Source organism: Azonexus hydrophilus, from assembly GCF_001956855.1.
Lineage (GTDB): Bacteria > Pseudomonadota > Gammaproteobacteria > Burkholderiales > Rhodocyclaceae > Azonexus > Azonexus hydrophilus_A.
This window is the reverse complement of sequence record NZ_MTHD01000006.1, coordinates 59,764-84,001: the sequence shown is the minus strand read 5'-3', so window position 1 is coordinate 84,001 and position 24,238 is coordinate 59,764. Positions and strand designations below refer to the sequence as shown.

At 61.8% G+C, this 24,238-nt stretch carries 27 protein-coding genes; 7 read left to right on the top strand and 20 right to left on the bottom strand.

Features of this window, described 5'->3' with window-relative positions; translation table 11 throughout:
* Window positions 1-16: 16 nt before the first annotated feature.
* Window positions 17-1,213 (bottom strand): YbfB/YjiJ family MFS transporter, encoded by a 1,197-nt coding sequence (locus BJN45_RS15695; RefSeq protein ID WP_076096957.1) that lies wholly within the window; start codon window positions 1,211-1,213, stop codon window positions 17-19.
* Window positions 1,214-1,313: 100 nt separating this feature from the next.
* Here BJN45_RS15695 and BJN45_RS15690 point away from each other — a divergent pair, with 100 nt between their 5' ends.
* Entirely contained in the window at window positions 1,314-2,153 is an 840-nt protein-coding gene (locus tag BJN45_RS15690; protein WP_076096955.1) for a LysR family transcriptional regulator, read from the top strand.
* Here the strand turns inward: BJN45_RS15690 and BJN45_RS15685 are convergent.
* The 11 genes from BJN45_RS15685 to BJN45_RS15635 all read right to left on the bottom strand — a co-directional run bounded on the left by BJN45_RS15685 (window position 2,150) and on the right by BJN45_RS15635 (window position 9,795).
* A complete protein-coding gene (locus tag BJN45_RS15685; protein ID WP_076096953.1) occupies window positions 2,150-2,638 on the bottom strand; it encodes an RNase H family protein in 489 nt (162 codons plus the stop codon). The genes BJN45_RS15690 and BJN45_RS15685 overlap by 4 nt on opposite strands.
* 230 nt (window positions 2,639-2,868) lie before the next feature.
* On the bottom strand, window positions 2,869-3,285 hold the full coding sequence (locus BJN45_RS15680) for a YkgJ family cysteine cluster protein (RefSeq protein WP_076096951.1): 417 nt from the start codon (window positions 3,283-3,285) through the stop codon (window positions 2,869-2,871).
* A 105-nt stretch (window positions 3,286-3,390) separates the two neighbouring features.
* A complete protein-coding gene (gene draG / locus BJN45_RS15675) occupies window positions 3,391-4,344 on the bottom strand; it encodes an ADP-ribosyl-[dinitrogen reductase] hydrolase (RefSeq protein WP_083651369.1) in 954 nt (317 codons plus the stop codon).
* Window positions 4,323-4,895 (bottom strand): nitrogen fixation protein NifQ, encoded by a 573-nt coding sequence (locus BJN45_RS15670; protein ID WP_076096949.1) that lies wholly within the window; start codon window positions 4,893-4,895, stop codon window positions 4,323-4,325. Before BJN45_RS15670 ends, draG begins: the two co-directional genes overlap by 22 nt.
* A gap of 4 nt (window positions 4,896-4,899) precedes the next feature.
* Window positions 4,900-5,262 (bottom strand): 2Fe-2S iron-sulfur cluster-binding protein, encoded by a 363-nt coding sequence (locus BJN45_RS15665; protein WP_076096947.1) that lies wholly within the window; start codon window positions 5,260-5,262, stop codon window positions 4,900-4,902.
* Window positions 5,263-5,329: 67 nt separating this feature from the next.
* Entirely contained in the window at window positions 5,330-5,617 is a 288-nt protein-coding gene (locus BJN45_RS15660; RefSeq protein WP_076096946.1) for a 2Fe-2S iron-sulfur cluster-binding protein, read from the bottom strand.
* Between the two features lie 16 nt (window positions 5,618-5,633).
* Complete coding sequence (locus BJN45_RS15655; protein ID WP_076096944.1) at window positions 5,634-6,905, bottom strand: FprA family A-type flavoprotein; 1,272 nt, start codon at window positions 6,903-6,905, stop codon at window positions 5,634-5,636.
* Entirely contained in the window at window positions 6,883-7,350 is a 468-nt protein-coding gene (locus BJN45_RS15650) for an ArsC/Spx/MgsR family protein (RefSeq protein ID WP_076096942.1), read from the bottom strand. The genes BJN45_RS15655 and BJN45_RS15650 overlap by 23 nt, the downstream gene beginning before the upstream one ends.
* A complete protein-coding gene (locus BJN45_RS15645; RefSeq protein WP_076096941.1) occupies window positions 7,350-7,628 on the bottom strand; it encodes a 4Fe-4S binding protein in 279 nt (92 codons plus the stop codon). Before BJN45_RS15645 ends, BJN45_RS15650 begins: the two co-directional genes overlap by 1 nt.
* Complete coding sequence (nifB, locus tag BJN45_RS15640) at window positions 7,629-9,131, bottom strand: nitrogenase cofactor biosynthesis protein NifB (protein ID WP_076096939.1); 1,503 nt, start codon at window positions 9,129-9,131, stop codon at window positions 7,629-7,631.
* Window positions 9,132-9,255: 124 nt separating this feature from the next.
* Entirely contained in the window at window positions 9,256-9,795 is a 540-nt protein-coding gene (locus BJN45_RS15635; protein ID WP_076096937.1) for a M48 metallopeptidase family protein, read from the bottom strand.
* Between the two features lie 324 nt (window positions 9,796-10,119).
* Here BJN45_RS15635 and BJN45_RS15630 point away from each other — a divergent pair, with 324 nt between their 5' ends.
* The 3 genes from BJN45_RS15630 to BJN45_RS15620 all read left to right on the top strand — a co-directional run bounded on the left by BJN45_RS15630 (window position 10,120) and on the right by BJN45_RS15620 (window position 12,345).
* Window positions 10,120-10,509: an ATP-binding protein gene (locus BJN45_RS15630; protein ID WP_076096935.1), complete on the top strand. Its 390-nt coding sequence runs from the start codon at window positions 10,120-10,122 to the stop codon at window positions 10,507-10,509.
* A 118-nt stretch (window positions 10,510-10,627) separates the two neighbouring features.
* A complete protein-coding gene (locus tag BJN45_RS15625) occupies window positions 10,628-11,254 on the top strand; it encodes a hypothetical protein (RefSeq protein ID WP_076096933.1) in 627 nt (208 codons plus the stop codon).
* 89 nt (window positions 11,255-11,343) lie between these two features.
* On the top strand, window positions 11,344-12,345 hold the full coding sequence (locus BJN45_RS15620) for a hypothetical protein (protein ID WP_139326370.1): 1,002 nt from the start codon (window positions 11,344-11,346) through the stop codon (window positions 12,343-12,345).
* A gap of 118 nt (window positions 12,346-12,463) precedes the next feature.
* On the opposite strand, the gene BJN45_RS15615 is transcribed toward BJN45_RS15620, so the two are convergent.
* A complete protein-coding gene (locus tag BJN45_RS15615) occupies window positions 12,464-13,030 on the bottom strand; it encodes a glutathione peroxidase (protein ID WP_076096929.1) in 567 nt (188 codons plus the stop codon).
* A 143-nt stretch (window positions 13,031-13,173) separates the two neighbouring features.
* On the opposite strand from BJN45_RS15615, the gene BJN45_RS15610 reads away from it, so the two are divergent.
* The 3 genes from BJN45_RS15610 to BJN45_RS15600 all read left to right on the top strand — a co-directional run bounded on the left by BJN45_RS15610 (window position 13,174) and on the right by BJN45_RS15600 (window position 17,774).
* The gene (locus BJN45_RS15610) at window positions 13,174-13,557 is read left to right on the top strand and encodes a hypothetical protein (RefSeq protein WP_076096927.1); all 384 of its coding nucleotides are present in this window, start codon (window positions 13,174-13,176) and stop codon (window positions 13,555-13,557) included.
* A gap of 97 nt (window positions 13,558-13,654) precedes the next feature.
* Window positions 13,655-14,995, top strand: coding sequence for a (Fe-S)-binding protein (locus BJN45_RS15605; protein WP_076096925.1), 1,341 nt, complete (start codon window positions 13,655-13,657; stop codon window positions 14,993-14,995).
* A gap of 103 nt (window positions 14,996-15,098) precedes the next feature.
* On the top strand, window positions 15,099-17,774 hold the full coding sequence (locus tag BJN45_RS15600; RefSeq protein WP_076096923.1) for an EAL domain-containing protein: 2,676 nt from the start codon (window positions 15,099-15,101) through the stop codon (window positions 17,772-17,774).
* A 22-nt stretch (window positions 17,775-17,796) separates the two neighbouring features.
* Here the strand turns inward: BJN45_RS15600 and BJN45_RS15595 are convergent, their stop codons facing one another.
* From BJN45_RS15595 to nifL, 7 genes are all read right to left on the bottom strand, one after another.
* Window positions 17,797-18,102 (bottom strand): hypothetical protein, encoded by a 306-nt coding sequence (locus BJN45_RS15595; RefSeq protein WP_076096921.1) that lies wholly within the window; start codon window positions 18,100-18,102, stop codon window positions 17,797-17,799.
* Window positions 18,099-18,632 carry a flavodoxin gene (locus BJN45_RS15590; protein WP_076096919.1) on the bottom strand — a complete coding sequence of 178 codons (534 nt, stop codon included), beginning with the start codon at window positions 18,630-18,632 and terminating at the stop codon, window positions 18,099-18,101. The genes BJN45_RS15595 and BJN45_RS15590 overlap by 4 nt, the downstream gene beginning before the upstream one ends.
* Window positions 18,633-18,635: 3 nt before the next feature.
* Window positions 18,636-18,905, bottom strand: a complete 270-nt coding sequence (locus BJN45_RS15585) for a nitrogen fixation protein NifZ (protein ID WP_076096917.1) — start codon at window positions 18,903-18,905, stop codon at window positions 18,636-18,638.
* A gap of 4 nt (window positions 18,906-18,909) precedes the next feature.
* Window positions 18,910-19,239 carry a (2Fe-2S) ferredoxin domain-containing protein gene (locus BJN45_RS15580; RefSeq protein ID WP_076097143.1) on the bottom strand — a complete coding sequence of 110 codons (330 nt, stop codon included), beginning with the start codon at window positions 19,237-19,239 and terminating at the stop codon, window positions 18,910-18,912.
* A 110-nt stretch (window positions 19,240-19,349) separates the two neighbouring features.
* The gene (locus tag BJN45_RS15575) at window positions 19,350-20,819 is read right to left on the bottom strand and encodes a methyl-accepting chemotaxis protein (protein ID WP_170873111.1); all 1,470 of its coding nucleotides are present in this window, start codon (window positions 20,817-20,819) and stop codon (window positions 19,350-19,352) included.
* A gap of 83 nt (window positions 20,820-20,902) precedes the next feature.
* Window positions 20,903-22,537: a nif-specific transcriptional activator NifA gene (gene nifA, locus BJN45_RS15570; RefSeq protein ID WP_083651367.1), complete on the bottom strand. Its 1,635-nt coding sequence runs from the start codon at window positions 22,535-22,537 to the stop codon at window positions 20,903-20,905.
* A gap of 17 nt (window positions 22,538-22,554) precedes the next feature.
* Window positions 22,555-24,087 (bottom strand): nitrogen fixation negative regulator NifL, encoded by a 1,533-nt coding sequence (gene nifL, locus BJN45_RS15565; protein WP_076097139.1) that lies wholly within the window; start codon window positions 24,085-24,087, stop codon window positions 22,555-22,557.
* Window positions 24,088-24,238 lie beyond the last annotated feature (151 nt).

Here is a 24,238-nt window from a genome sequence, read left to right as displayed (position 1 = left end):
CTTCAGCGCCGGGGGATCAGGTTGCCAGTGCGGCGTCGGCCATGGCGTCGCGCTGCTGCACCAGCTTGAGCACCAGCAGCAACAGCGTTCCCACCAGCATCACGCCCGCCGCCAGGTAAAGGCCGATGGCGTAATCACCGGCGCGACCGGCGGCCAGCCAGCCGGTGATGGCTGGGCCGAGAATCTGCGCTGCGCCGTAGGACAAGGTCATTTTGCCCATCATCTTGGCCGGCCGGGTCGGGTAGTAACGACCGGCCATCGTCAATACCAGGCTGACCATGCCGATGAAGGTGCCGCCGAACAGCATGGCACCGGCCAGCGCGCCGATGATGCCGCCGCTCAGGGGCAGCAGGATGCCGACGATCTGCAGGCCGGCAGCCAGGATCAGCGCATTCATCTCGCCGGTACGGCGGGCGATGAAGTCCCAGATGATGCAGGCCGGGGCAGCCGACAGCCCGAGGGCGAGGAAGACCAGCGTGCCGCTGCCGGACAGGCCGGGCAGGCGGTCGACGATGGCGACGATGAAGGTGGCGCTGATGACGTAGCCGACGCCGGCACAGAAGTAGGCGGCCATGAACAGGCGCATGAACAATGCTGACGGCGGATTGTCCTCCATCTTCTCGCCACTGCGTGTCAGACCGCTGGTGTCTGGCGGCGGCAGCCAGCGCAGTGCCGGAATCGCCAGCAGGCAGCCGAGTGCGCTCAGGGCGAACCACTGCTCGCGCCAGTCCAGCCAGTGATGCATCAACTCGACGGCAGCGGCGCAACCGGCGATGCCGAGGCCGATGCCGGCGAAATGGATGCCCAGTTCACTGCGGTGATTGTGGCGGATCAGCCAGTTCAGGATCAGGCCGGTGCCGAACAACATGGCCGCCGCGCTGCTCATGCCGGCGACGAAACGCGACAGCGCCCAGATCGTGACGTCGGTGGTCAGGCCCATGACGACGGTGCTGGCGATGGCCAGCAGCATGCCGAGACGGTACAGGCGGTCCTTCAGTACCAGATCGCTGATCAGCGACGCGAGCAGCGCACCGCACAGATAGCCGCCGTAATTGATCGCCGCCAGCCAGCCGGCATCGGCGATGCCCAGCCCGGCCTGTTGCTGCATCAGCGGCAGCAGCGGGGTATAGGCGAAACGGGCCACCCCCAGCGCCAGCAGCAGGCTGAAGATGCCGGCGCTCAACACGCGCATGCGTTCTCTCTGTTCGTGCATTGTTGTCTCCTTGTTTTTGTTGGTGAAGCAACGATAAACGCGCTAAGCTATCTCATCAATTGATTTATCAAGAAGCAATCGTTCTATTTTGGAGATTGGTATGGAGTTGCTGGCGCTCAGAACCTTTCAGGCGGTGGTCGAGGAGGGCGGCATCCTGGCCGCGTCGCGCAAGCTCAACACCGTGCAGTCCAATGTCACCGGACGCATCCGCCGATTGGAGGAAGAACTCGGCGCCGAACTCTTTTTCCGCAAAGGGCGGGGGCTGGAACTGGCGCCATCAGGGCGTGTCCTGCTCGATTACACCCGGCGCATGCTGATGCTGGAGCGGCAGACGGCGGCTGCGGTGCGCCAGGTCGGCGAGAGCAGCGGCGAATTGCGCATCGGGGCGATGGAAACCTTTGCCGCGCTGCATCTGCCACGGGCGCTGAAAGCGGTGCGCGCCGGGCATCCCGGGATGGAACTACGGGTGTTCACCGATACCAGCGTCGCGCTCGCGGAGCGGGTGATCCAGCACAAGCTCGACTGCGCGTTCGTTGCCGGACCGGTGGTGCATCCGGAATTGCTGTTCGAGGAACTGGTCGTCGAAGAACTGGTGCAGGTCCACGCCATCGGCAGCGACCCGTTGCTGCAACCGTTGATCCTGTTCCGCGAAGGTTGCGCCTACCGGGCGCGGGCACTGGCCTGGCAACGCAGCCAGGGCTACGCGATCTTCGATGCCATGGAGTTCGGCACGCTCGAAGGCATACTCGGCTGCGTCGCGGTCGGCCTCGGCTGGACGCTGATGCCGCGCCGTGTCGTCGAACAGTCGCTGCATGCCGCCGATCTGGTGGTCGAGACGGTGCCGCCGGAGATCGCCTGTGTGCCGACCGGGATGATCAGCCTGCGCGAAGCGCCGCCACTGGCGGCGATGAAAACCCTGGCCCACGCACTGGCCAGCTAGATCGCCGCCTGGCGGGCGTGGTGGTCGGCCTCCGCATTGCCGCGGCAGCTTGAGTGGCCGGGAATCCAGCGAATTATCGTGTCGACCGCAGAAATTCCGCTGGCGCCGGGCAAGCGGGCCGCCAGTCCGGGGTCCTGGTTGAGCCCGAGGGTCAGCGCGCGGTTCAGGCGCAACACCGCATCCTGATTGTCGGAAAACAGCGCCAATGGCACGCCGGGGAAATGTACGGCGGCCTGTTCCAGTGCCAGCAAGGCGGCGCGCAGTTCCAGTTCGTTGCTGCCTTCGACGGCGACGCTGCGCGTGACAACCTTCGCCGCACTGCCATCCGCCGGGTAGAGAACGACCGCCAGTCCACCGTGCTGTTGCCGGCTGGCGTCGCTGAATGCTAGGCAGCGGCCGGCGGCGGCTGCGCTGAAACGTGCAGGCAAGGGGCCGGCCGAGAGGTGGATGACGCGCACTGCCTTTTTCTTTTTTCGTCTTGCCATTGTTGCCTTGCCGGATATCAACAGCGACCAGCATAAACGCAGTGGCCAGAAAGGCGAAAGCCCCGTACCGGGGGGAGTACGAGGCTTTCTGGACGGTCGGGGGTCGGGGGAGGGGGTGACCGTCAGGGCTGATGTCTGTTCAGCACATGAGTCACAGGATAGGGATGCGGCCGGACGAGTTCAAGTAACGGTTTGCAACAGTGCGTATCCGCCTGTGGTTCGCCGGCGGCTCAGTCCCGGGGCCGGGCTTCGAGCGGCGCCAGGCCGATGGCGGCGCGCACGCGCTGGCACTCCGGATTGGGTGTGCCGTCGTCCAGCCAGGCGGCGAATTCGCGACATGGCGATGGGCGATTGGGATAGATGGCGCACCCGATGCCCGACTGGCCAGGCGTGCCGCGCAAGGCGATGCAGGGTTTGCCACCGTTCTCGGTGCCTTTCATGCAAGCCATCAGGGCGTTGACCTTGCTGGTCAGTTCGACGGGTACGGTGCCGCCGGAGCCGTCGGACAGTTCGCCGCAATAGAAGGAAACCCGGAAGTGGGTGCAACAGGCGCCGCAGGAAAGGCAGGGGTTGTCCGGGCTGTCCGGCATGTCGATGAAGACGCGCTGGTCGTCCTGTAGGCGACGGATCTGGATGTGTTTGACCATGGCCTGAGGATAGGCGGGCTGAGAGGAAGGTGTTGATGTTTATGGCGCGGCGCGCGAATTTAACCCGATTCGCGGGCTGATGTCACCGCCCGCAGCAGCGCCTTGTCAGCCTTCCGCGCCGGACAGCCGGATCAGCGCTTCCGCCTGCTTTTCGCAGCGCACCCGGGTCAGCTCATCCACGCCGCGCAGCCAGCGTCGGGGGATGCCGGCTAGGCCGTAGCGGGCGCCGGCGAGCATGCCGGCGATGGCGCCGGTGGTGTCGGCATCGCCGCCGCGATTGACGACGTCGATCAGGCAGTCCTCGAAGCATTCGGTGGCGAACAGCGACTGGAATACCGCCTGCAGCGTGTCCACCACATAGCCGCTGGGATTCTCGCTGTGCTTGCGGTCCCAGGCGAAGACCGGATGCTCGGCAACCAGCGGGCCGAGGCGTTCGCGCTCGACATCGAGCGGGCTGCGCCCGGCGAGGAAATCCTGGACCATGAAGGCCAGGGTTTCGCAGGCTGCATCAGACAGCGGGTTGTGATGCGTGACGTGGGCCTGGGCACGGCAGGCAAAAATGGTTGCGGCGGGCGGTTGACCGCAGCAGGCCAGCGCCACCGGCAAAATGCGCATCGCAGCACCGTTGCCGGCATCGTGCTCGGATGCCGGTGCGCGCGGATCGCCGGTTTTCCGGAAAGTCACCAGGTTGCGCCGGACGGTATTGCCGATATCGACCGGTTTGGCGCGCATCCAGGCGTCGAAGGCGTCGGCGGCGGCCAGGGCATCGACGCGGCCGGCACCGAGGATCGATTCGCCCAGGGCCAGGGCCATCGTCGTGTCGTCGGTGACCTGGCCGGCCTTCAGGCGCAGCCAGCCACCGCCGACGATGTCTTCATGGACGCCGTACTGGGCGCGGATTTCCTTGGGCGTCATGAATTCGACAGTGGCGCCGAGTGCATCGCCGATCGCCAGGCCGACATAGGCGGCGACGGCGCGCTCGACCAGCGGCGAGCGTTCCGGGGTGGCGCGGCGCCGGACGGGCGCGCTGCGGGCGATCAGTTCTCCGGTCCAAAACATTTGGCGTAATCCTTGCAAACCCCGCAGGAGGGGGCGGGACAGACGTAGATGCCTTCCCGTGAACAGAACTGGCGATAGAGGAATTTCTTCCATTTCATGTCGCCGGTGTTGGCCGCAGCCAGCGTCGGGAAATTGACCTGCATCAGGCGGGTCAGTTCATCGCGGCCGGTGAAACCGAGGTCCTGCCACAGATGATCCATGCCGACGCAAGCCGTGGTCAGGATGTCGACGACCCACAGTTCGGATTCGTGCAGGCCGGCGCGATGGTCGAGCAGCAGGCGCTGCAGTTCCTCGAATTCGGGCAGATCGACCGCCGGCGTATTTCTGCGGTCAACCGTCTGGCCGGGGAAAAAAACGGCCAGCATTGCCGTGCAGCGCGCTTCGCCCAGGCCGAGGTCGGCGGGCAGGCAGCCGGCACCGTCAGCCTGGCCGGCGACGATGCTGGCGAGCAGCGGACGATTCGGATCGCATGCCGCCGCGCCGACTGCCGGCGTGGCCAGCAGTCCGGCGAAGAGCATTGCCCGGGTGGGCAGGCGATCCGGACCGTTCATGACATCACTTGCTCGGATACTCGACCAGGATGTCCTCGTCGCGGACGATCATCTGGCAGGCCAGGCGCCACTGGGTCGGCGGGATGTCGTCAACGTACATCTGCTCGATCTCGGCCTTGGTGATGTGGCCGAGTTCGGTCAGCGCGGCAACTTCGCGGACGTTGAGCGGGCCACCCATCGGGCGGCGCTTGCCGTCGACGGACGAGACCTTGACCAGACAGGTGCCGCAGTTGCCTTCCTGGCAACCGAAGTCGATCGGGATGTGATGTTCCTTGGCCAGGTCGAGGATGGTCTGGGTGTGGCTGCCAGCGACGGCATAAACGGTTTTGTCCTTGTGCATCGGACTGGTGAAGGTGATGAGGGCCATTTTCGGGTTCTCCGGTTGAGCGGGTTGATTGGGTTTTTCTCGATTGGGATTGGGCGTGCTTTTAGTCTTATGCGGGTTTGACGACGATTTCGCCGCCGATGATCTGGGCCTGGCAAGCCAGCCGGTGGCCGCGCGGGGCCATGTTGTCCTTGAGCACCTGGTCTTCCAGCACCGACGGCGAGGCGAGGTTTTCGCCGCCGGAGATGATCTTGGTCAGGCAAGTGCAGCATTCGCCCTCGCGGCAGCCGTAGGTGATGCCGGCGCCGACCTTTTCCGAGACTTCGATCAGCCGGGTGCCGGCCGGTACGGTGACCGAGACGCCGATATCCTGGAAGGTGACTTTTGCTTTGGGCATGATTTTTCCTTGTGTGTCAGGCCAGTGCGGCCAGGTCGACTTCGCGGTGTTCGAGCCGGCCGGTCAGGTGGCGGGCCAGCAGTTCGCCCAGCTGGCGGCATTGTTCGAGTTCGTTGGCATCAGGCACCAGCTTGATGCGCAGGCCCTCGACCGGCACGCGCAGCTTCAGCCCGCGCAGGCGGTCCTCGATCAGCCGGACGGCTTCGCCGCTCCAGCCGTAGGAACCGAAGGCGGCGCCGAGCTTGCCCTTGACGTTGACCGTGGTCAGCGACGACAGCACGTCCCAGATCGGCTTGACGGCGTCGGCGTTGATCGTCGGGCTGCCGAAGGCGAGGCCGTCGGCTTCCTCGATCAGGTCGGTGAAGATGCCGGATTCGCCGCCTTCCAGGTCGTACAGCGAAACGCGCACGCCGCCGATGGATTCGGCGCCGGCAGCCAGCGCCTCGGCCATCCGGCGGGTGTTGCCGTAGGCGGAAATGTAGAAGACGACCAGCGTCTTTTCGCTGCGCGCCTCGTTGAACAGCCGCGGCGTCGCCAGCTCGCGGTAGCGATGCACGTAGTCGCGCGGCTGGTGGCGCAGGATCGGGCCGTGCGCCGGGGCGATCAGGTTGAGTTCGAGCGGCTCGATCAGCGCCACCGCGTCGAGCACGTACTCGCGGAACGGCCGCATGATGTGGGCGTAGTAATACTCGAACGAGAAGCGGAAATCGCCGACGGTATCGTTGAACAGTCTGGCGTCGCAGAAATGGCAGCCGAAGATGTCGCCGGTGAACAGCAGGCCGTCCTCGACCAGGTAGGTGCACTGCGTGTCCGGCCAGTGCAGGTAGGGCGTGTGCAGGAAGCGCAGCGTGCGGCCGCCGAGATCGACCTGGTCGTCGGTGGTCACCGGGATGTATTCCGGCGGCTTGCCGCCGGTTGGCTTGAGCAAGGCCTTCAGCATCATCTGGGCGCGGCTGGACAGATAGACGCGGGCTTGCGGCGCACGTTTCAGCAACTCGGGCAGGGCGCCGCTGTGATCCGGCTCCAGGTGGTTGAGGACGATGGTGGTGATTTCGTCGTAACCGGCCACCGATTCGAGTCGACGGAAGAAATCGTCGGCGAAGTTTTCCTTCACCGTGTCGATGATCGCCACGCCGTTCTCGCCGCGGACCACGTAGCTGTTGTAGCTGGTGCCGTTGGCGGTTTTCAGGATGATGTCGAAACTGCGCAGATGCGGGTCGAGGGCGCCCACCCAGTGGACGCCCGGGGCAATTTCCACTGCGCCGTCAGTGAGTCCCGCAGCCGGCATGTTCTTCCTCATCGTGGGCATGGCTGCCACAACTGCCATGGCCTTCCGGACCGTGCACGCAGGCCTCGATGTTGCCTGCCGGCAGTTCGACGCCGTTCAGCCCGATCCAGGCATCGACGGCCGCCGGGTCGAAACCGACCATGCGTTCGTCGCCGATTTCCATCAGCGGCCGGCGAACCAGCAGCGGGTTTTCCAGCAGCAGTTGCAGCGCGTGCTCGAAGCTGATGTTCTCCGGCACCAGCTGGCCGCTCTTGATCGCCGGCGCGCTGGGGTTGAACCACTGGTTGATTGGCAGTTTGCCGACAAAGGCGAGCAGCCTTTCTGCGGTCCACGCCTCGGTTTTCAGGTTTTTCGCCTGGACGGTATGGCCGGCTGCGGCAAGCAGCGTCTTCTGACGCAGGTTGCCCTTGCAGCCGGGTTTCTCGTAAAACGTGACGACGGCCATCAGGCAGCATCCTTCCACAGGCCGAATTCCTTCAGCTTTTCAATCGGAATCCCGGTCAGCGACCCGGGCGGGTTCAGGAACTCGCCCAGTTCGTTGACGATGGCCATTTCGATCGGACAGATCGCGGCACATTGCGGGTCGGCGTGATCGCCGAGGCATTCGGTGCATTTCCCGTCATCGATCAGGAAATGCGGCTTGTCCTCGTAGATCGCGTCGTTCGGGCAGACATCGACGCAAGCCCAGCAATTGACGCAGGATTCGGTGATTTGCAGTGCCATTTACGCCACCTTTTTGCTGTCGACCGCAGGAAGCAACTTGCCGGTCGCTGCGATTTCCTTGTACACCGCCATCACGGCATCCTCGATCGGCTCCATCGCGTGTTCGCCGTTCGGCGCGATACCGGCGGCTTCCAGCTTGGCCCAGGGTTCGTAGCCGACCTTGGAGCAGAGCACGACCTCGCAGCCTTCAAGCACGCGGATGTTGCGGTCAAGCAGGGATTCCGTCGCGCCGGCATCGACCATGTCGCCATCGCCGCAGGCATCCATGCCGCCGCAGTACAGCTCGGTCTTGCGGTGGCTGATGAAGCGGACACCTTCTGGCGACGCTTCGTAGATCAGGAATTCCTTGGCGTGGCCGAAGTGCTCGGCGACGACCCCGTTCTTGCCGGCCACCGCCATCAGCACCGGCCGCGAACCTTCCGGAATGCCGGAGGCCTTCGGCTTGACGATGCCGCGCTGGGCGTCGAGCTTCTCGAGAATCTCGTCGTGGACCACCTTGCGGCGGACCATGGCGGCTTCGTAATCGACATCCATGACGTCGATCTTGTCGAGGGTGAACTCGTCGCCGCGATCCTCGCCCAACAGGCCGACCGCATCGGCGCGGCATTGGCGGCAGTGGCGCATCATCGCCATGTCGCCGGCGCAGGCATCCTGCAGGTCCTGCAGCATTTCCGGCGTCGGTTCCGGCTGCTCCATGATGCCGTAGTAGGTACCGTGTTCAGCCTCGGCAATCAGCGGCATGACGTTGTGCAGGAAGGCGCCCTTTTCCTTGACGATCTTCGAGACTTCCTTCAGATGCTCGTCATTGACGCCCGGGATCAGCACCGAGTTGACCTTCACCAGGATGCCCCGGTCGGTCAGCATCTGCAGACCCTTCTGCTGCTGCTCGATGAGAATCCGCGCGCCTTCGATGCCGAAGATGCGTTTGTTCTCCCAGAAGATCCACGGATAGATCTTGGCGCCAACTTCCGGATCGACACAGTTGATGGTGATCGTCACATGGTCGATGTTGTGCTTGGCGATTTCGTCGACGTACTGGGGCAAGGTCAGCCCGTTGGTCGACACGCACAGCTTGATGTCCGGGGCGCGCGCGGACAGCTGTTCGAAGGTCTCGAAAGTGCGGCCCGGGTTGGCCAGGGGGTCTCCGGGTCCGGCGATGCCGAGCACCGTCATCTGCGGAATCTCGGCAGCCACGGCGAGTACCTTCTTGATCGCCTGGTCGGGCGTCAGCAGTTCGGAAACGACGCCCGGGCGGGATTCGTTGGAACAGTCGTACTTGCGGTTGCAGTAATTGCACTGGATGTTGCAGGCCGGGGCGACGGCAACGTGCATGCGGGCGAAGTAGTGGTGCGCTTCTTCCGAATAGCAGGGATGGTCCTGGACCTTGGCCCGGATGTGATTCGGGAGGTGGCTCAGGGCATCCGGCGCTGTGCCGCAACCGCTGGATGAACAACCACCACCTTCGGCGGCCGGTGCGTTATTGCTGATGACGGGTAGTTCCACGATGAGGGCTCCATGAAAACTGTTCGGAGCCATTTCAGCAATCGCTGTGCCAGTGAGTTTTATCCTTTTATATCAACAACATGCAAAAACGATCCTGCACCCTTGTCGGGTCGCTTGTCGCAAATCAGACAGACCCGTCGGCCCGCCGGGCCGGCCACAGCACCTCGCCGCCGCCCGCCAGATGGCACAGATAGACGCGCACATCGAACTCCAGCTGGTGGTAATCCGGCTCGATATGCCGGCACAACTGGTAGAAAGCCTTGTCGTGCGCGCTCTCCTTGAGATGGGCCAGCTCATGCGCAACGATCATGCGCAGGAATTCCGGCGGCGCTTCGCGGAACACCGCAGCAATGTGGATTTCGTGCTTGGTCCTCAACTTGCCACCCTGCACGCGGGCAATCCGGGTATGCGTACCCAGCGCCCGGCCGACCGACTGCAGCTTGCCGTCGAAAGCAATCCGGCTCGGCTGCGGCGCATTACGCAGATGCTCGCCGCGCAAGCCCTGCACGTACTCATACAGCGCCCGATCGGTACGCACCTCGTGCGCCTGCGGATATTTCCGCAACAAGGCCTCGCCCAGCCGCCCCTGCTCAAGCAGGCGGGCGACCGGTTCGGTCAGCGTTGGCGGATAGCCGGTGAGGTAGGCGGGGAGCGGGGTGGTCAAGGGTTGTTGTGTCGATTCCGGGACAGGGCGGGATTGTCACGGGAATTGAAGGTTTTGGGTAGGCGGGGAGGGAAGTGTTGCTGTGGGATTAAAGAGGGGCAATCGTTGGGGGGACGGCAATCGGCCACGAGTGGTCTCTCACGAAAGCGTCGCATAGCGGACGTTGGCTCTGTCCGTATGATTGCTGATTGATAAGGACACCGGCTTCGGATAATCTCCATGTCATTCATAACCTTATGGGCGATCCAATCGTGTCCGTATTATTAGTAATGACCTGGACGTTTCTGCTCGTGAATAACTGTTAGGTTTACTCAGGACGATCGTATGGACATCATTCTTCTGTCAGGAAGCCCAAGCTCTGGAAAGACCACAACCATCAACGCGGTCTATGACGATCTCATTTCAAAGGGCGCGATAGTTGTACAGAGCAAAGTACAACTCGGCGGCAATGCCGCAGACTTTGAGTGCATCGTGAAGTACAACGGAAAGTTAGTTGCCATGTACTCCATGGGAGACTATTTAATCCACTGCTGCTTTGCAGCGGTTCGATATGCTTCCTGTGACAAGCTAATCTTGGCCTACAACAATAAATTCAAACAAGACTTGGCTGCCGTCGTGGCAAGCTGCAAAAATCATATAGTGGTCACGAAGTCGCCCGGAAATCCCACTACCAGCAATCAGAAAGACGCGACTACGATTGTGTCAAAAATCTAGTTCCATAAGCCTAACAGATCAACCTGGACGCCGTGAAACACATGTCGTTTCCCCAACTGCCTTGCCGCGGCGCCGGTTATTTTCAACGTTGGGTCGCATTATTCGTGTGCATCAAATTATGAAGATTCCCGACTACCTGACCGAAATTCGCCACGCTGTAGAAACCGTGGTCTCAGAAATCTATCGCGAACAAAATGTCTTGACTGAGACCCGCGCAGAACTTGCGGCACTGACTGCCACAACTGATGAAGGATACCGTCGCGCAGAGTTCTTGGCGATGAACCCCGACCTCGACGACGAAGGGCTTGGAACCGCAATCCATTGGGACACTTACTTCGGCGTCGATAAGGATCGCTATTACAAGAAAGCTGAATATGACGAAATTGTTCAGCGACTAGCAGCGCGCCAATTCTCTGTTGCCGCTCTTAGCGGTAGCCTCCTCCAGTACGGCAAGCAGGGCATTTCACTTCATTACGGAAAGAAGCGCACCGGGTGCCCAGACGGACGGATTGTTTATGGCATCCCGTTAAGTGAAGTCATCTGGCAAGCTCGCAACCAAGCTCTTCATTGGGAGGATGGCTCTTTTCACGAGCCAACAACAAAATGCTTTGAACATTTGGCTGCGAACACCGACCCACTATTTGGGCAATTCAAGGATCGAAGCTTGGCATTTGAGATCATCGATCTACTTGGCTGGAATAAGGCCGAAGCATTCTTCGCCGACATGCAATTGCTTAATGCGTAGCGCAACATGCGGCCCAACCCATCATTCCACCCGAGCTACGCGAAAAGCCGTGCGGTCGGGTGAATTCAAACGTGAGGCAGGAGTTGTCCGTGGCGCTAACACCAGAAACTCGCTTGGTAACTGATGAACTTACGAAGCAATTCCTCGTTCCATTTTCGCTAGAGGATGAAACTAGGGCCATTCGAGATTTCCTACCTCTATTACCCCTTGAATTCCGGGCCATTGCGGAAACGTTCATTGATCGGCTAAGCGCCACGATCCAAACAACCGCGGCACCTTTTCTTCTGGCAAATCAAGCGGCGCATGACAAACAATATCAGCGTTTCTCCATGGCCGAGCGAATTCGAGCACGGTCAATAGGTAGGGAACCAAATGAAACCGAAGGTGGGCTTGAAGCTCGCCGCAACCAAGCTGCAGGGGTGATCGCCAACTCGAAAATGGTTGCGTTCTCCAAATCCGAGGATGGCATCGATTCGCTGGTTTTGGAAACAGCAAGATTTCTACTTCATTTGCATGAAACTCCGGAAATCCAATCTGTTGCACGCGAAATATTGCTGCAAGGCACGGTGGCCGCGTGGTCAGCGTTGGAAATGCTGGTCGGTGATGAACTTACATTGCTCTTAGATAGCCGTCCTGATCTTGTTACCAAGTTGCTGTCAGACCAAAGTGCCAAGCGCAAATTCGAGTTACCTAAACTGAATGTCGACGATCTGGCTTCGCGAGGCTTCGATCTATCTAAGCAAATGGGACGCTTATTGTTCGAGGAGCGCGACCTGAGCAGCCTCCCAACGCTCAAGTGCGCCTGCGAAGCACTTATTGATTCCTCTTGCCTTCGTGAGAAATTGGCGGCACCAACAGCGTGGCGCCTTAATCAGAATCGGCACCTGATTGTTCATCGCCGAGGAACTGTGGATGAGGAATACCTTCGTAAGACAGGAGCAAAACTAAACGTCGGAGATCAACTAGTTGTTTCACCCGCCGAATTTGAAGAGCTTTTACTGCACGCTCTCTCTATCGGAAGTGAATTCTTGGCTGGTCTGGCTTTACTTGTAGTGCCAAACCAATCCATCAACGCGGGCGCTGCGCAATGAAGCCGCGCGGCGCCGGTTATGTCAGATGTTGAGCGTCCGCTTTGATAAGCAGCCAACTACCGCTTCGGGTCGATTCCAACCCTTCGCCAAATTCATCAACAACTCACACCTAGCCTGATCACGGCTGACCAAGAAACTGCTCGATCTTCTTCAGCAAGCTCCGACTGTCGGGCGAGGTCAGGCTGGTGTAGGCGACGACTTCGCTGCCGTCGCGATTGATCAGGTATTTGTGGAAATTCCATTTCGGCGTGCTGCCGGTGCGCTCGGCCAGTTGTTGGTAGAAGGCGTTGGCGCCCGGCCCTTTGACGATGGTTTTGGCGACCATCGGAAACTCGACGCCGTAGGTCAGGCGGCAGAATTCTGCGATCTGCTGATCGCTGCCCGGTTCCTGTTCGCCAAAGTCGTTTGACGGAAAACCGAGTACGACCAGGCCGCGATCTTTCAGTCGGGCGTAGAGTTTTTCCAGCCCTTCGTACTGCGACGTGAAGGCGCATTTGCTCGCTGTATTGACGACCAGGATGACCTTGCCGGCGTATTGGCAGAGCGGCATCGGCGAGCCGTCCTGCAGGTTGATGAACTGATGATCGAGCAAGCCTGGACAGGCTGCCTGAGCGTGTGCAGGCGGCAGGGTGGAAAACGCGAGCAGGCTCGTCAAACCCAGTCGGCGCAGCCAGTTTGTTTTCATCGCAAATCTCCTTGGTGTGCTGGATAAACGGGGTGTTGCTGAACGATAGTTTTCGCCAGCACGATTATCAATGCCCGTTCCGCTTGGGGCGCGGGCGGGCTGCGATTGATAATGCCTGAAATTGTCACGCTTTCGGAGGCAGGATGCTGATCACACTGTTCGGTAGCACCCACCGGCGCCGCTTGCTGGTCGTCTGGATCGCGCTCGCTGTGCTGATGGCGGTGTTCGTGCTGTTCAGTGCGGGCGGCGGTTTTTTTCACGGCAGTCAGCGTGACGTTGTGGCGGCGCAGAAGGCGGTGGGCTTCGTTCAGGTCGGTACCTTCGGCAAGCCGGAATGGCCGGCATTGATCGTCGACCGGGACCATGGTGTCGGCGAGGTCGACTTCGTCACCGCCGATGGTCAGCCACATGGCTATCGTGGTTTCAGCGGCGCCATGCAGGCCCTGCATTTCCGCAGCCTGAGCGGCCGTGCTTTCACGCTGGTTTTCCATCAGCACAGCGGAAAACGCGACCCACTCAGCCGCTAGATGCCGGCATTGTCGTGATCCCGACATGGCGGGTGTTTGCTAGTGAATTGATTTTAAAAGAATAATTTGTGGCGCCGGTTTTGCTTGGCTGTCACTCATGAAAACCCATCTCGATTGGTCGGCCTACGACACCTACGGTGTTGGCGACGCTTATGCCGGTATTCCGGCCACCGGCGGCAACTACGCCAAGGCGGTGGCCGTGTGCATGAACAACCACCAGTGCCAGCGCGAAGGCAAGGGGGTGATGTGCCCGAGCTACCGCATCACGCACGACGCGGCGCATTCCACCGGCGCCCGCGTCAAGGCGTTCAAGGCGGCGCTCAATGGTGAACTTGGCGACGATCCGTTCGCCCATCCCGACCTCGCCGCCGCGATGGACCTGTGCGTCTCGTGCAAGGGCTGCAAGAAGGAATGTCCGAGCGCCGTCGACATGACGCTGATCAAGACCGAATATCTGGCGCAGAAGAACGAGCGCCTCGGCGTTTCGCACCGGGCCCGGCTGTTCGGCGCGCTGCCGCGCTGGCTGCACGAATGGCGGCCGACCTTGCAGGCGCTGGTGCGGCTGCGCAACGCGTCACCGCTGGTGGCGAAGCTGGCCGAGTACTGGCTCGGCATTTCGGCCCGGCGGCCGATTCCGGAGATCGTTGCCGGCGGTTTCCATGCCGAAAGTGCGGAATTTTGCGGTCAACGCGGCAAAGTGCTGCTTTTTGTCGATACCTTCACCCACTACTACACGCCGGAAATCGCTGCCGCCGCGATCAAGGTGCTGCGCGCCGCGGGTTTTGCGGTCGACGTGCTGGAACCGGCAAAAACCGACGGCGAACCCGAGCGCCCGCTGTGCTGCGGCCGCAGTTACCTGTCGCAAGGCCTGGTCGAGGAGGCGAAGGTGGAAGCGCAGCGGGTCATGGCTGCGCTCGCCCCGGCGCTCGCTGCCGGCACGCCGATCATCGGCCTTGAGCCCTCCTGCCTGCTGGCGCTGCGCGACGAGTTCTACAGCCTGGGCCTCGGCCCCGAGGTCGGCCAGTTGTCCAAACAGGCCTTCCTGTTCGAGGAATTCCTGATGCGCGAAGGCAACAAGGGGCTGAAGCTGGCCCTCAAACCGATCCCTGGCGGCCACGCTTTGGTGCACGGCCACTGCCACCAGAAGGCCTTCGGCGCTATGAAGTCGGTGAAGAAGGTGCTCGGCTGGATTCCGGATTTCGAATTCGAGATCGTCGACGCCAGTTGCTGCGGCATGTCCGGCAGCTTCGGCCTGGAAGCCGAACACCACGACGTTTCGGTACGGATGGGTGAACTCGCGCTGCTCCCGGCCGTGCGCGCCGCCAGCGCCGATACCGTGATCGTCGCCGACGGGTTTTCCTGCCGGCACCAGATCAGGGATGGCAGCGGGCGCGAGGCGGTGCATGTGGCGGTGTTGCTGGAGCAGGCGCTGGCTTGATTTGCGGTGAGCGGGCACGGCGGATGAATATCCCTTTTATAATCAGGGCAAAAGGTCGGTGCGCATGGTGCGAGGCTGGATTCAGATACGGGGATATTTTTAAATGGGTTCTATCAAGCCGAACGATGTTCGCGAAGTGAAGTGGTATCCGGGGCGCCTGAATAGCGACATCACTTGGGATCAGGCCCGGAACAGGACGCCCAACCAGATATCGGAAGCACCGCTGGCATCGCTGGTCGATATCAAATCCCTGAGCACCTTGCTGGACGATCTGACGCTCCTGCTCGGCATGCCGACTGCGCTGCTCGATCCGCAGGGCAATATCCTGCAAAGCGCCGGCTGGCAACGCGCCTGCACCGATTTTCACCGGGCGACCCCGGGGGCCTGCATCAACTGCACCGAGAGCGACCTGTTCCTGTCCAGCCACCTGAAGGAAGGCGAGTTCATCGATTACAAGTGCAAGAACGGCCTGTGGGATGTGGTGACGCCGGTTTTTGTCGGCGATGCCCATCTGGGCAATCTTTATTGCGGCCAGTTCTTTTACGACGATGACCTGATCGACGACAGTTTTTTCGTCGCCCAGGCCGAACGTTACGGCTATGACCAAGCCGACTATCTGGCGGCAATTCACGAGATGCCCCGTTTCAGCCGTGAACAGGTGCGCCGGATCATGGGGCTGATCGTTGGCCTCGCCTCTTACCTTTCCCATCTTTCATTGACCAACCTGCAGCTCAGCGAGAGCCGTGGGCAGATGGAAACCCTGATCAATGCGCTGCCGGACCCGGTCTGGCTGAAAGATACCGAGGGAGTTTTCCTGGCTTGCAACCAGGCGTTCGGCCGCATGTTTGGCGCGCCGACATGCGAGATCATCGGGCGCACCGATTACGACTTCACCTCGGCCGAACTGGCGGATTTTTTCCGGCAGAAGGACAAGGAAGCTATTGCGGCGGGCACACCCCGGGTCAACGAGGAGTGGCTGATCCATGCCGAGAGCGGGCAGCCCATTTTTCTCGAAACCATCAAGACGCCGATGTCCGGGGTGAGCGGGCGGGCGGTTGGCGTACTCGGCATCGGTCGCGACATGACCGAGCGCAAGCGGGTCGAAAACAATCTGCACCTGATGTCGCGGGTTTTTTCCAGCAGCGGCGAAGCCATCCTGATTACCGATGCCGATAACCGGATTCTGGCCGTCAACCGGGAGTTCACGAAGCTGACCGGCTACAGCAAGGAAGAAGCCATCGGTCAGGACCCCCGGATGCTGTCGGCTGGCAATACGCCGCCTGAAACGTATCAGGAGATGTGGGCCGCGCTGCTCACCAATGATTACTGGCAGGGCGAGCTTTGGGACCGGCGCAAGAACGGCGAGCCCTATCCCAAACGGCTGTCGATTTCCGTGGTGCGCGACAGTGCCGGAAAGGTCGTCAATTACATCGGTACCTTCGAGGACATCACGGATCGCAAGGCGGCTGAGGACAAAATCCGCTTTCTGGCCCATCACGATGTGTTGACCGGACTACCGAACCGTTTCAGCCTTTACGAACGCCTCGATCAAGGCATGGCCTTCGCCCGGCGTTTCGAGAAATCGCTGGCCATCATGCTGATCGACCTTGATCACTTCAAGACGATCAACGACACGCTCGGCCACAATATCGGTGACCAGTTGCTGATCCAGGTGGCCAGGCGTTTGCAGCAGTCCGTCCGGGAAAGCGATATCGTCGCCCGTCTGGGCGGCGACGAGTTTGTCGTGGTGCTCTCCGGCGTCGAGAAGGCGGGCGACGGGGTGGCCGAGATCGCGAGCAAGGTTGTTACCCAGCTGGCGGCGCCGTATGCCATCGCCGGCGCTGAATTGCGCACTTCGCCCAGTATCGGGATCTGTCTTTACCCGGACGATGCGACCGAGATCAGCGAGTTGATCAAGTGCGCCGACATCGCCATGTACCACGCCAAGGCGAATGGGCGCAGCGATTTCCAGTTCTTCATCGAAGCCATGCGCGACGAAGTGGCAGAGCGTGTGACGATCGAGCATGAACTGAAGATCGCGCTGGAAAAAGAGCAGTTCGTGCTGCATTACCAGCCACAGATCGAACCTGGTGCACGGCGTGTGGTCGGTCTCGAAGCCCTGGTGCGCTGGCAGCATCCGACCCGTGGCCTGGTGTTTCCCGGAGATTTCATCGCCCTGGCCGAGGAAACCCGGCTGATCGTCCCGCTGGGTAAATGGGTGCTTGAAGAGGCCTGCCGGCAACTGAAATACTGGCACCAGGCCGGATACGCCGATCTGCACATGTCGGTGAATCTGAGCCCGGCACAATTCCACGACCAAAGCCTGCCGGCGCTGGTCAGGCAGGTACTGGCAAAGTTTGATTTGCCCGCCGGACAGTTGCACCTGGAAATCACCGAATCGATGGCCATGAGCGATCCGGAAGAAAACATCATCATGATGCAGGCACTGGCCGATATCGGGGTCAAACTGGCGCTCGACGATTTCGGCACCGGTTACTCGTCGCTGGCCTATCTCAAGCTGTTTCCCATCGACATCATCAAGATCGACCGTTCCTTCGTGAAGGACATCGAGACCGATGAAAACGACGCAGCCATCTGCGAAATGACCATGCTGCTCGCCCAGAAGCTGGGCAAGCAGGTCGTTGCTGAAGGCGTGGAAACCGAGGCGCAACTTGAATTCGTGTCACGCATCGGGTGCCAGTGGATCCAGGGCTATCTGTTCAGCAAACCGCTGGCCGCTGCTGTCGCCGGGAATTTCATCCAGGGGTTTGCGGGATAGGCAGTAGCGTCGCCGCAGTTAGTCAGGCGTCGAAGTGCATGGCCAGGCTGGCCAGGGCTTTCGGTAGCGGCAGGTTCTCTTCGGCTTCGATGATGCCGGGCACCGGGTGCGGGTATTCGTAGAAGACGCCGTAGGTGCCGGGGCGCTGGCCGTGCAGGTAAACGTGGGCGCGCAGGCTGGCGAGTTCGCTGTGGTGCAGCGTGACGATGCACGGATCGGCGCCGTCGTCGGGGCTGACATCGCAGGCTTCGCCGACCTTCTCGTCGAGCGAGACGAGCAGCCGGCGCAGCGAGCGGTCCTTGGGTAGCGACCAGGGATTGGTATTCATGGCAGCAGCTCCGGTTTGATCTGTTCCAGCCAGGCATCGATGCGGCTTTCGCTGAGCATGGCCTGGTGGTGCTGGTCGATGGCCAGGCCGAGGAAGTCGTCGCCGTCGACCGCCTGCGAGACGTTGAATTCGTAGCCGGCTGTCGGCCAGCGACCGACGACGCGGGCGCCGCCGGCGACGAAGGCATCGTGCAGGATGCCGATGGCGTCGACGAATTCGTCCGGGTATTTCTTCTGGTCGCCGAGGCCGAAGATGGCGATGGTCTTGCCGCTCAGGTCGGTGCCGGCCAGTTGCGGCAGGAATTCTTCCCAGCTCGGCTGGGTCAGCCCGGTCGATTCGCCGGGCAGTTCGCCGTCGCCGAGCGTCGGGCTGCCGACGATCAGGCAGTCATGGGCGAGGAAATCGGCCAGCGTCGTGCGCCCGATATTGACCGGGGTGGCTGCAGCGTCGCCGAGTTTCTTGGCGATCTGCTTGGCCACCAGCCGCGTGCGGCCGGTATCGGTGCCGAAGAAAATGCCGATTTTTCCCATTTTTCAGGCGTCGACCGCAATATTCTGCGTCAGCTCCTCGGGCAGCACGCCGATCGGGTCTCCGAGCACGTCGTCGGGGCCGCTTTCGAAGCGCACGAGGTAGATTTCCTGTTCCGGGTTCAGCTCGGTGTGGCCGAAATGCACGACCACGCCACGGGCCCCGGCCGGGACGATCAGCGCGTCTTCATCATCGACGCCGGGCATGCCGCCATCGTTGTAGATGTCTTCGGCGGCATAGACCATGTCGCCGATTTCGTATTGAACGGTTTCCATGATCTCAGGCCCAGACGTCGGCCGGCGCCAGCAGGCGCGCGACGGGTTGGTCGAACATCAGGTGTTCGTCGATGATGGTGCCGACATCTTCCGGCTTGACGCCGACGTACATCGTGCCTTCCGGGTAGACGATGACGCTGGTGCCGAGATGGCAGGGGCCGAGGCAGCCGGTGTTGGTCAGATGGAAGCCGGAAGCCCACAGGTTGCGGGCAGTAAATTCGTCCGAGAAGGCCTGCCAGGTCTGGCCGCAGCCCTTTTCCTGGCAGGAGCCGCGCGGGTGGCCGGCGGGGCGGCCCTGGACGCAGACGAGAACGTGTTTTTTCGGTTTTGGCATGCGCATCTCCTTGTAGATGAGCAAGTCATTGCAAGGGTGATGCCAGCTTGTCTTTCCAATGAATTCAGTAACTTGCGTTCTGTTTGGATTGTCGGCTTTGCGACAGCGGCTCAGTGTACGCCGTGTTTTTCGGTGACCATGTTGTCGAGTGCTTCGATGACGCCGTCGCTGCCTTTTTCCACCCGCTCGAAAGCGCCGTGGAGTTTTTCCTGAACGGCGAAATCCGTTTCCCAGCCCTGGCTCATGTAGTCCATCGCCTGATGCATGTTCCCGTGGACCTGCTGGTGCGGTTCGGCGATGCGGCGGAAGCTGCTGACCTTGCCAAAGACGGCGACGGTATCTTCCTGCGTCAGCCATTTGCCCAGGCGGCAGTTGAGTTCGTTGACCGCGACGGCCTGCGCGTTTTCCGAGTCGCCGCCACGACTGACGGCCATGTAGCCGTTCTGCTTGTAGATGAAGTGATCGACCTTGGCCAGTGAGGCGAAGCTGACGTCGTGCACGTAGCGGATCTGGGCCAGGGCCGTGACCGAGGAGTCGGCGACGCCGGCAAAGCGCTGGTCGAAATCGCCGATGGTCGAGCACGAGACCGATGCGATGTTGCGCATTTCGCCGGCGTTGGCGAGCATTTTTTCGGCATCGACCTGGAGTGTGTTCATGATGCCGGAAATGGCCGCCGAGGCATTCTTGGAGTCTTCCGCCAGCTTGCGCACTTCGTCGGCGACGACAGCAAAGCCGCGGCCGTGTTCGCCGGCCCGGGCGGCTTCGATGGCGGCATTGAGGGCGAGCAGGTTGGTCTGGTCGGCGATGGTGGCGATCAGGCTGACCGAGCGGGCGATTTCCTCGCGGTGGGCGTTGAATTCGGTAATGGCGTGGCCGGTTGCCTCGATCTTGTCGACCAGCTGGTTCATCGCGCCGACGACTTCGGCGATGGCCGTGCTGCTTTCCTGGGCGGCGCTGGCGTTGTCGGTGGACAGTTTGGCCAGTTCGTCGGTGGCGGCAACGATGCCGAGCATGTCGCGCTGGCTGGTACGCATGTTCTTCAGCAGGTTTTCGGCATTCAGCTGGCCGAGCCGGGACAACAGGTTGTTGCGCATTTCCTTGTGGTAGTTGCGCATCAGGATGGCCAGCGACTGGTTGCCCTGGTCCACGGCCTGGCGGAAGACGCCGTGCAGGCCGGCGCTGTCGATCTGGTCAGCGAAACGGTTTTCGCTGGCCGCCTGCAAGGCCTCGCGTTGCTTGGTGAAGCAGGTTTCCATCTGCTCCAGCATGGCGTTGACGTGGCGGCACACCGTGCCCAGTTCGTCCTTGCGCTGCGTGTCGGGAATGCGCTGGCCGATGACACCCTGGGCGATTTCGCCGGCGACGCGGGAGATGTGGTTGAGCGGCGTCAGGGCGACCCGCAGCTTGTGCAGGTAAAACAAGCCACTGCCGAGGCCGACGGCGGTCAGGCAGAGAAACCAGAGCCAGTCCAGCGGCTGCCAGCCGTGGGTGGCCATGCCGATCAGGCCGGCGATGAAAAGGAGGATGTTGAGAAAGACGACCTCGATGATCGCGCTGGTGATGAAGGGCGAACGCTGCATGCTGTGTTCCTGTGTTTGTAATGGCGGACTGTCGCTGAAGTCCGCCATTTTGCCTGCCGGATGTTACGGCAGTGGGGTTTCGTTCAGAACTGCTTGACCTCGATGTTCAGTGTCTGGATGCGATAGGCGATCTGGCGCGGTGTCATGCCGAGGATGCGGGCAGCCTTGGCCTGGACCCAGCCGGCCTGTTCCAGTGCGGCGATGACGCGTTCGCGTTCGGACAGTTCCGGGTCGTTGATATCGACTTCGGAAATTGCCGCCGGCGTGCCGTTGACCGCAGCACGCGGCGAATCGCCCTGGACCGGGCCGGTGCGCAGCGGCCGGGCTGAGCCGCGTTCGCGGGCACTCGGGAAGCGGATCAGCTCGACATCGATGCGGCCGTCGTCGGAGAGTACGGCGGCGCGTTCCAGGCAGTTTTCCAGTTCGCGCACGTTGCCGGGCCAGTCGTGGGATGCCAGCCGGCGTTGCGCCATGTCGCTCAGCGTCAGCTTGCGTTTCTGGTCGGCGCCGATCTTGGTCAGCAGGTGGCGGGCGATTTCCGGGATGTCCTCGATCCGCTCGCGCAACGGCGGCAGGAACAGCGGCATGACGTTCAGCCGGTAGAACAGATCCTCGCGGAAGTCGCCCATCTCGACGGCGGTTTCCAGATCGCGGTGCGTGGCGGCGATGATCCGGACGTCGACCTTGATCGTCTTGCTGCCGCCGACGCGCTCGAATTCGCCTTCCTGCAGGATGCGCAGCAGTTTGGCCTGGAAGGCCGGCGAGACTTCGCCGATTTCGTCGAGGAACAGCGTGCCGCCATGCGCCTGTTCGAAACGTCCCTTGCGCGCTTCGACCGCGCCGGTGAAGGCGCCGCGTTCGTGGCCGAAGAGTTCGGATTCGAGCAGGTTTTCCGGCAAGGCGGCGCAGTTGAGTTTGACCAGCATGTTGCGCGCGCGCGGCGAGTTGTAATGGATGGCGTTGGCAATCAGTTCCTTGCCGGTGCCGGTTTCGCCGCGGATCAGCACGGTGGTGTTCCATTTGGCAACCATCCGCGCCTGATCGAAGACCCGGCGCATGACTGCCGAATGCCCGACCATGCTGTCGAAGCCGTGCTGGTGGCGGACGGTGCGGCGGAGCAGGTCGCGTTCTTCGAGCAGCGTCGATTTTTCCTGGGCGACTTCCATCGCCAGCCGCAGGTTCTGGCCGATCAGGTTGGCGACCATTTCGACGAACTGGGCGCGTTCTTCGAGCAGGCCGTCTTCCGGCGCCTCGGGCTGGACCGTCAGGACGCCCTGCAGGTTGCCGCCGACGCGGATCGGCACGGCGATGAACGGCAGTTCCGGCTGGTACAGGCCGAGCCGGTTGAGGAAGCGCGGTTCGTCCGCGACGCGCTCCAGCTTGACCGTCCGCGGCCGTTCCAGCAGCAGGCCGAGCAGGCCTTCGCCGGGCAGGTATTCGATATCGGCGGGCGGCGTCGCACAGGCGTGGATGGTATGGCCGGTGAGATTGCCGCTCTCCGGGTTAACGACGGTGATCATGCCGCGGCCGAGGCCGGCTTCTTCATCGAGGACGCGCAGGACTTCGCGCAGCGATTCGTTGAAGGTCAGTGAGCGGCTGAGCTCCCGGCTGACCGCGTAAAGGGCGGCGAGCAGCAGGATGTTCAGTTCGTGCGTTCGGCAGTAGCCGCCGGTGGGCGGGCACTCGTCAGCGATCTGGATGGGGTGGTGTTCGTGCATTGTTTTTCTCGTTCTGCTCAGATCGGATCGCCGTCTACGCGGAATTCGACGATGGCCGCGCAGCCGCCGGATGGGCTTTCATCGAGATCGATGATGCCGCCGTGATCGGCAACGACCTGCTGGGCGCGGGAGAGACCGGTGCCGATGTGCTTGCCGACACCGCCTTTGGCCGTGAAGAAGGGCTCGAACGCCTTGTGCCGCCACTCGATCGGGATACCCGGGCCGCTGTCGAGCAGCGAGATGCGGATGCAGTCGTCGATGACCTGGCTGGTGATCTGCAGTTCGCGGCGCAGCCAGCCTTTAACGTTCATTGCTTCGATCGCGTTCTCGACCAGCGCCTTGAAGAGCATGCGCAATTGCAGCGGTCGCCCGGCCAGTGGCGGCAAAACCGGCGAGGGTTGCCAGTCGACCGTGATGCCCGCCTTGAGCAGGCGCGGTGTGCAGATTTCCAGCACATCGCGCAGGATTTCATTCAGATTGACGCTGATCACCATCTCCTGCGGGCTTTGCGGGATGACCTGGCGCAGCGTTTCGATGTGTTCGCGGCTGGTTTCGAGGGCGTGCTTGAGCATCTCGGCGCTGGCCGGATCGCGGCGCTGCAGCACGGCGATGGCCGAGGCCATGACGTTGAGCGGCTCTTCCAGCCGGAACACCGCGGCCGACAGGCCTTCGCGGATCGCTGCGGTGCGTTCCTCGTCGGCCAGCGACGCTTTCAGCGCGGCGCCCTTGGCGCGTTCCTGTTCCTCGCGCAGGTTGGTGATGTCGGAGATGACCAGCAGCAGGCCGGGCTGGCCGTCGGCGCTGAAATAGCTGTCGGCGCCCTCGTTGTGTATTTCGACGATCGAGGAACTGACCGACAGCCAGCGGGCGCGGCCGCGGGGGCTGTCGAGGCGCATCTCGCGGTTGCTGAACTCACAGCGCCGGGCGTCGCTGGCGAGCGCTTCGTACCATTCCGGGGCGAGCGCGTCGAGCAGGCGGTGTGCCGGCTCCTTGGCGCGCATGTCGGTGACCAGCTTCTTGTAAGCCTGGTTGTCGAGGACGACGCGGCCGGACGGATCGAGCAGCGCAAAGGCGACCGGCGATGCGTCGATGACCGATTCGATCAGTTGCTTGTGGTTATGCACCGTGCGTTCGAGACGGTGCATCTCGGTAACGTCGCGGTGCATGCCGAGGAAGTTGACGATTTCCCCGTTGTTGTCGAGCACAGGCGTGATCGACAGTTCGGCCAGATAGACGTCGCCGCATTTGCGCTTGTTGAGCAGCTTGCCCGACCATGGCCGGTGTGCCTGCAGGGCTGACCACATCTCGGCGTAAATCTCGCGCGGGGTCGTGTGGTTGGAGAGGATGGACTCGTTCAGGCCGATGATGTCTTCCTGGCCGTAGCCGGTGATCCGGCTGAAGCTGTCGTTGGCGTAGAGAATCCGGGCCGAGGGATCGGTGATCGAGATGGCCAGGTCAGCCTGATTGACGGCCTGGCGGTAGACCTCGGGCGGCAGGATGCTCTTCAGGTCGTTCTGGGTCAGTGGCTGGGCGATGGGCTGGGCCGACATGAAAAAACTCCGGTAAATGGCCTCAGAAGGCATTGTTCAGGAGAAAGCAGATTTCATGCCGCTTGCTGTTGTTTCTCTGGAAAGCCCTGTTTGTCGGGGTTTCGGCGGGAAATCGACAATTTTCCTGTTGCCTTTGCGACAAATCGGACGA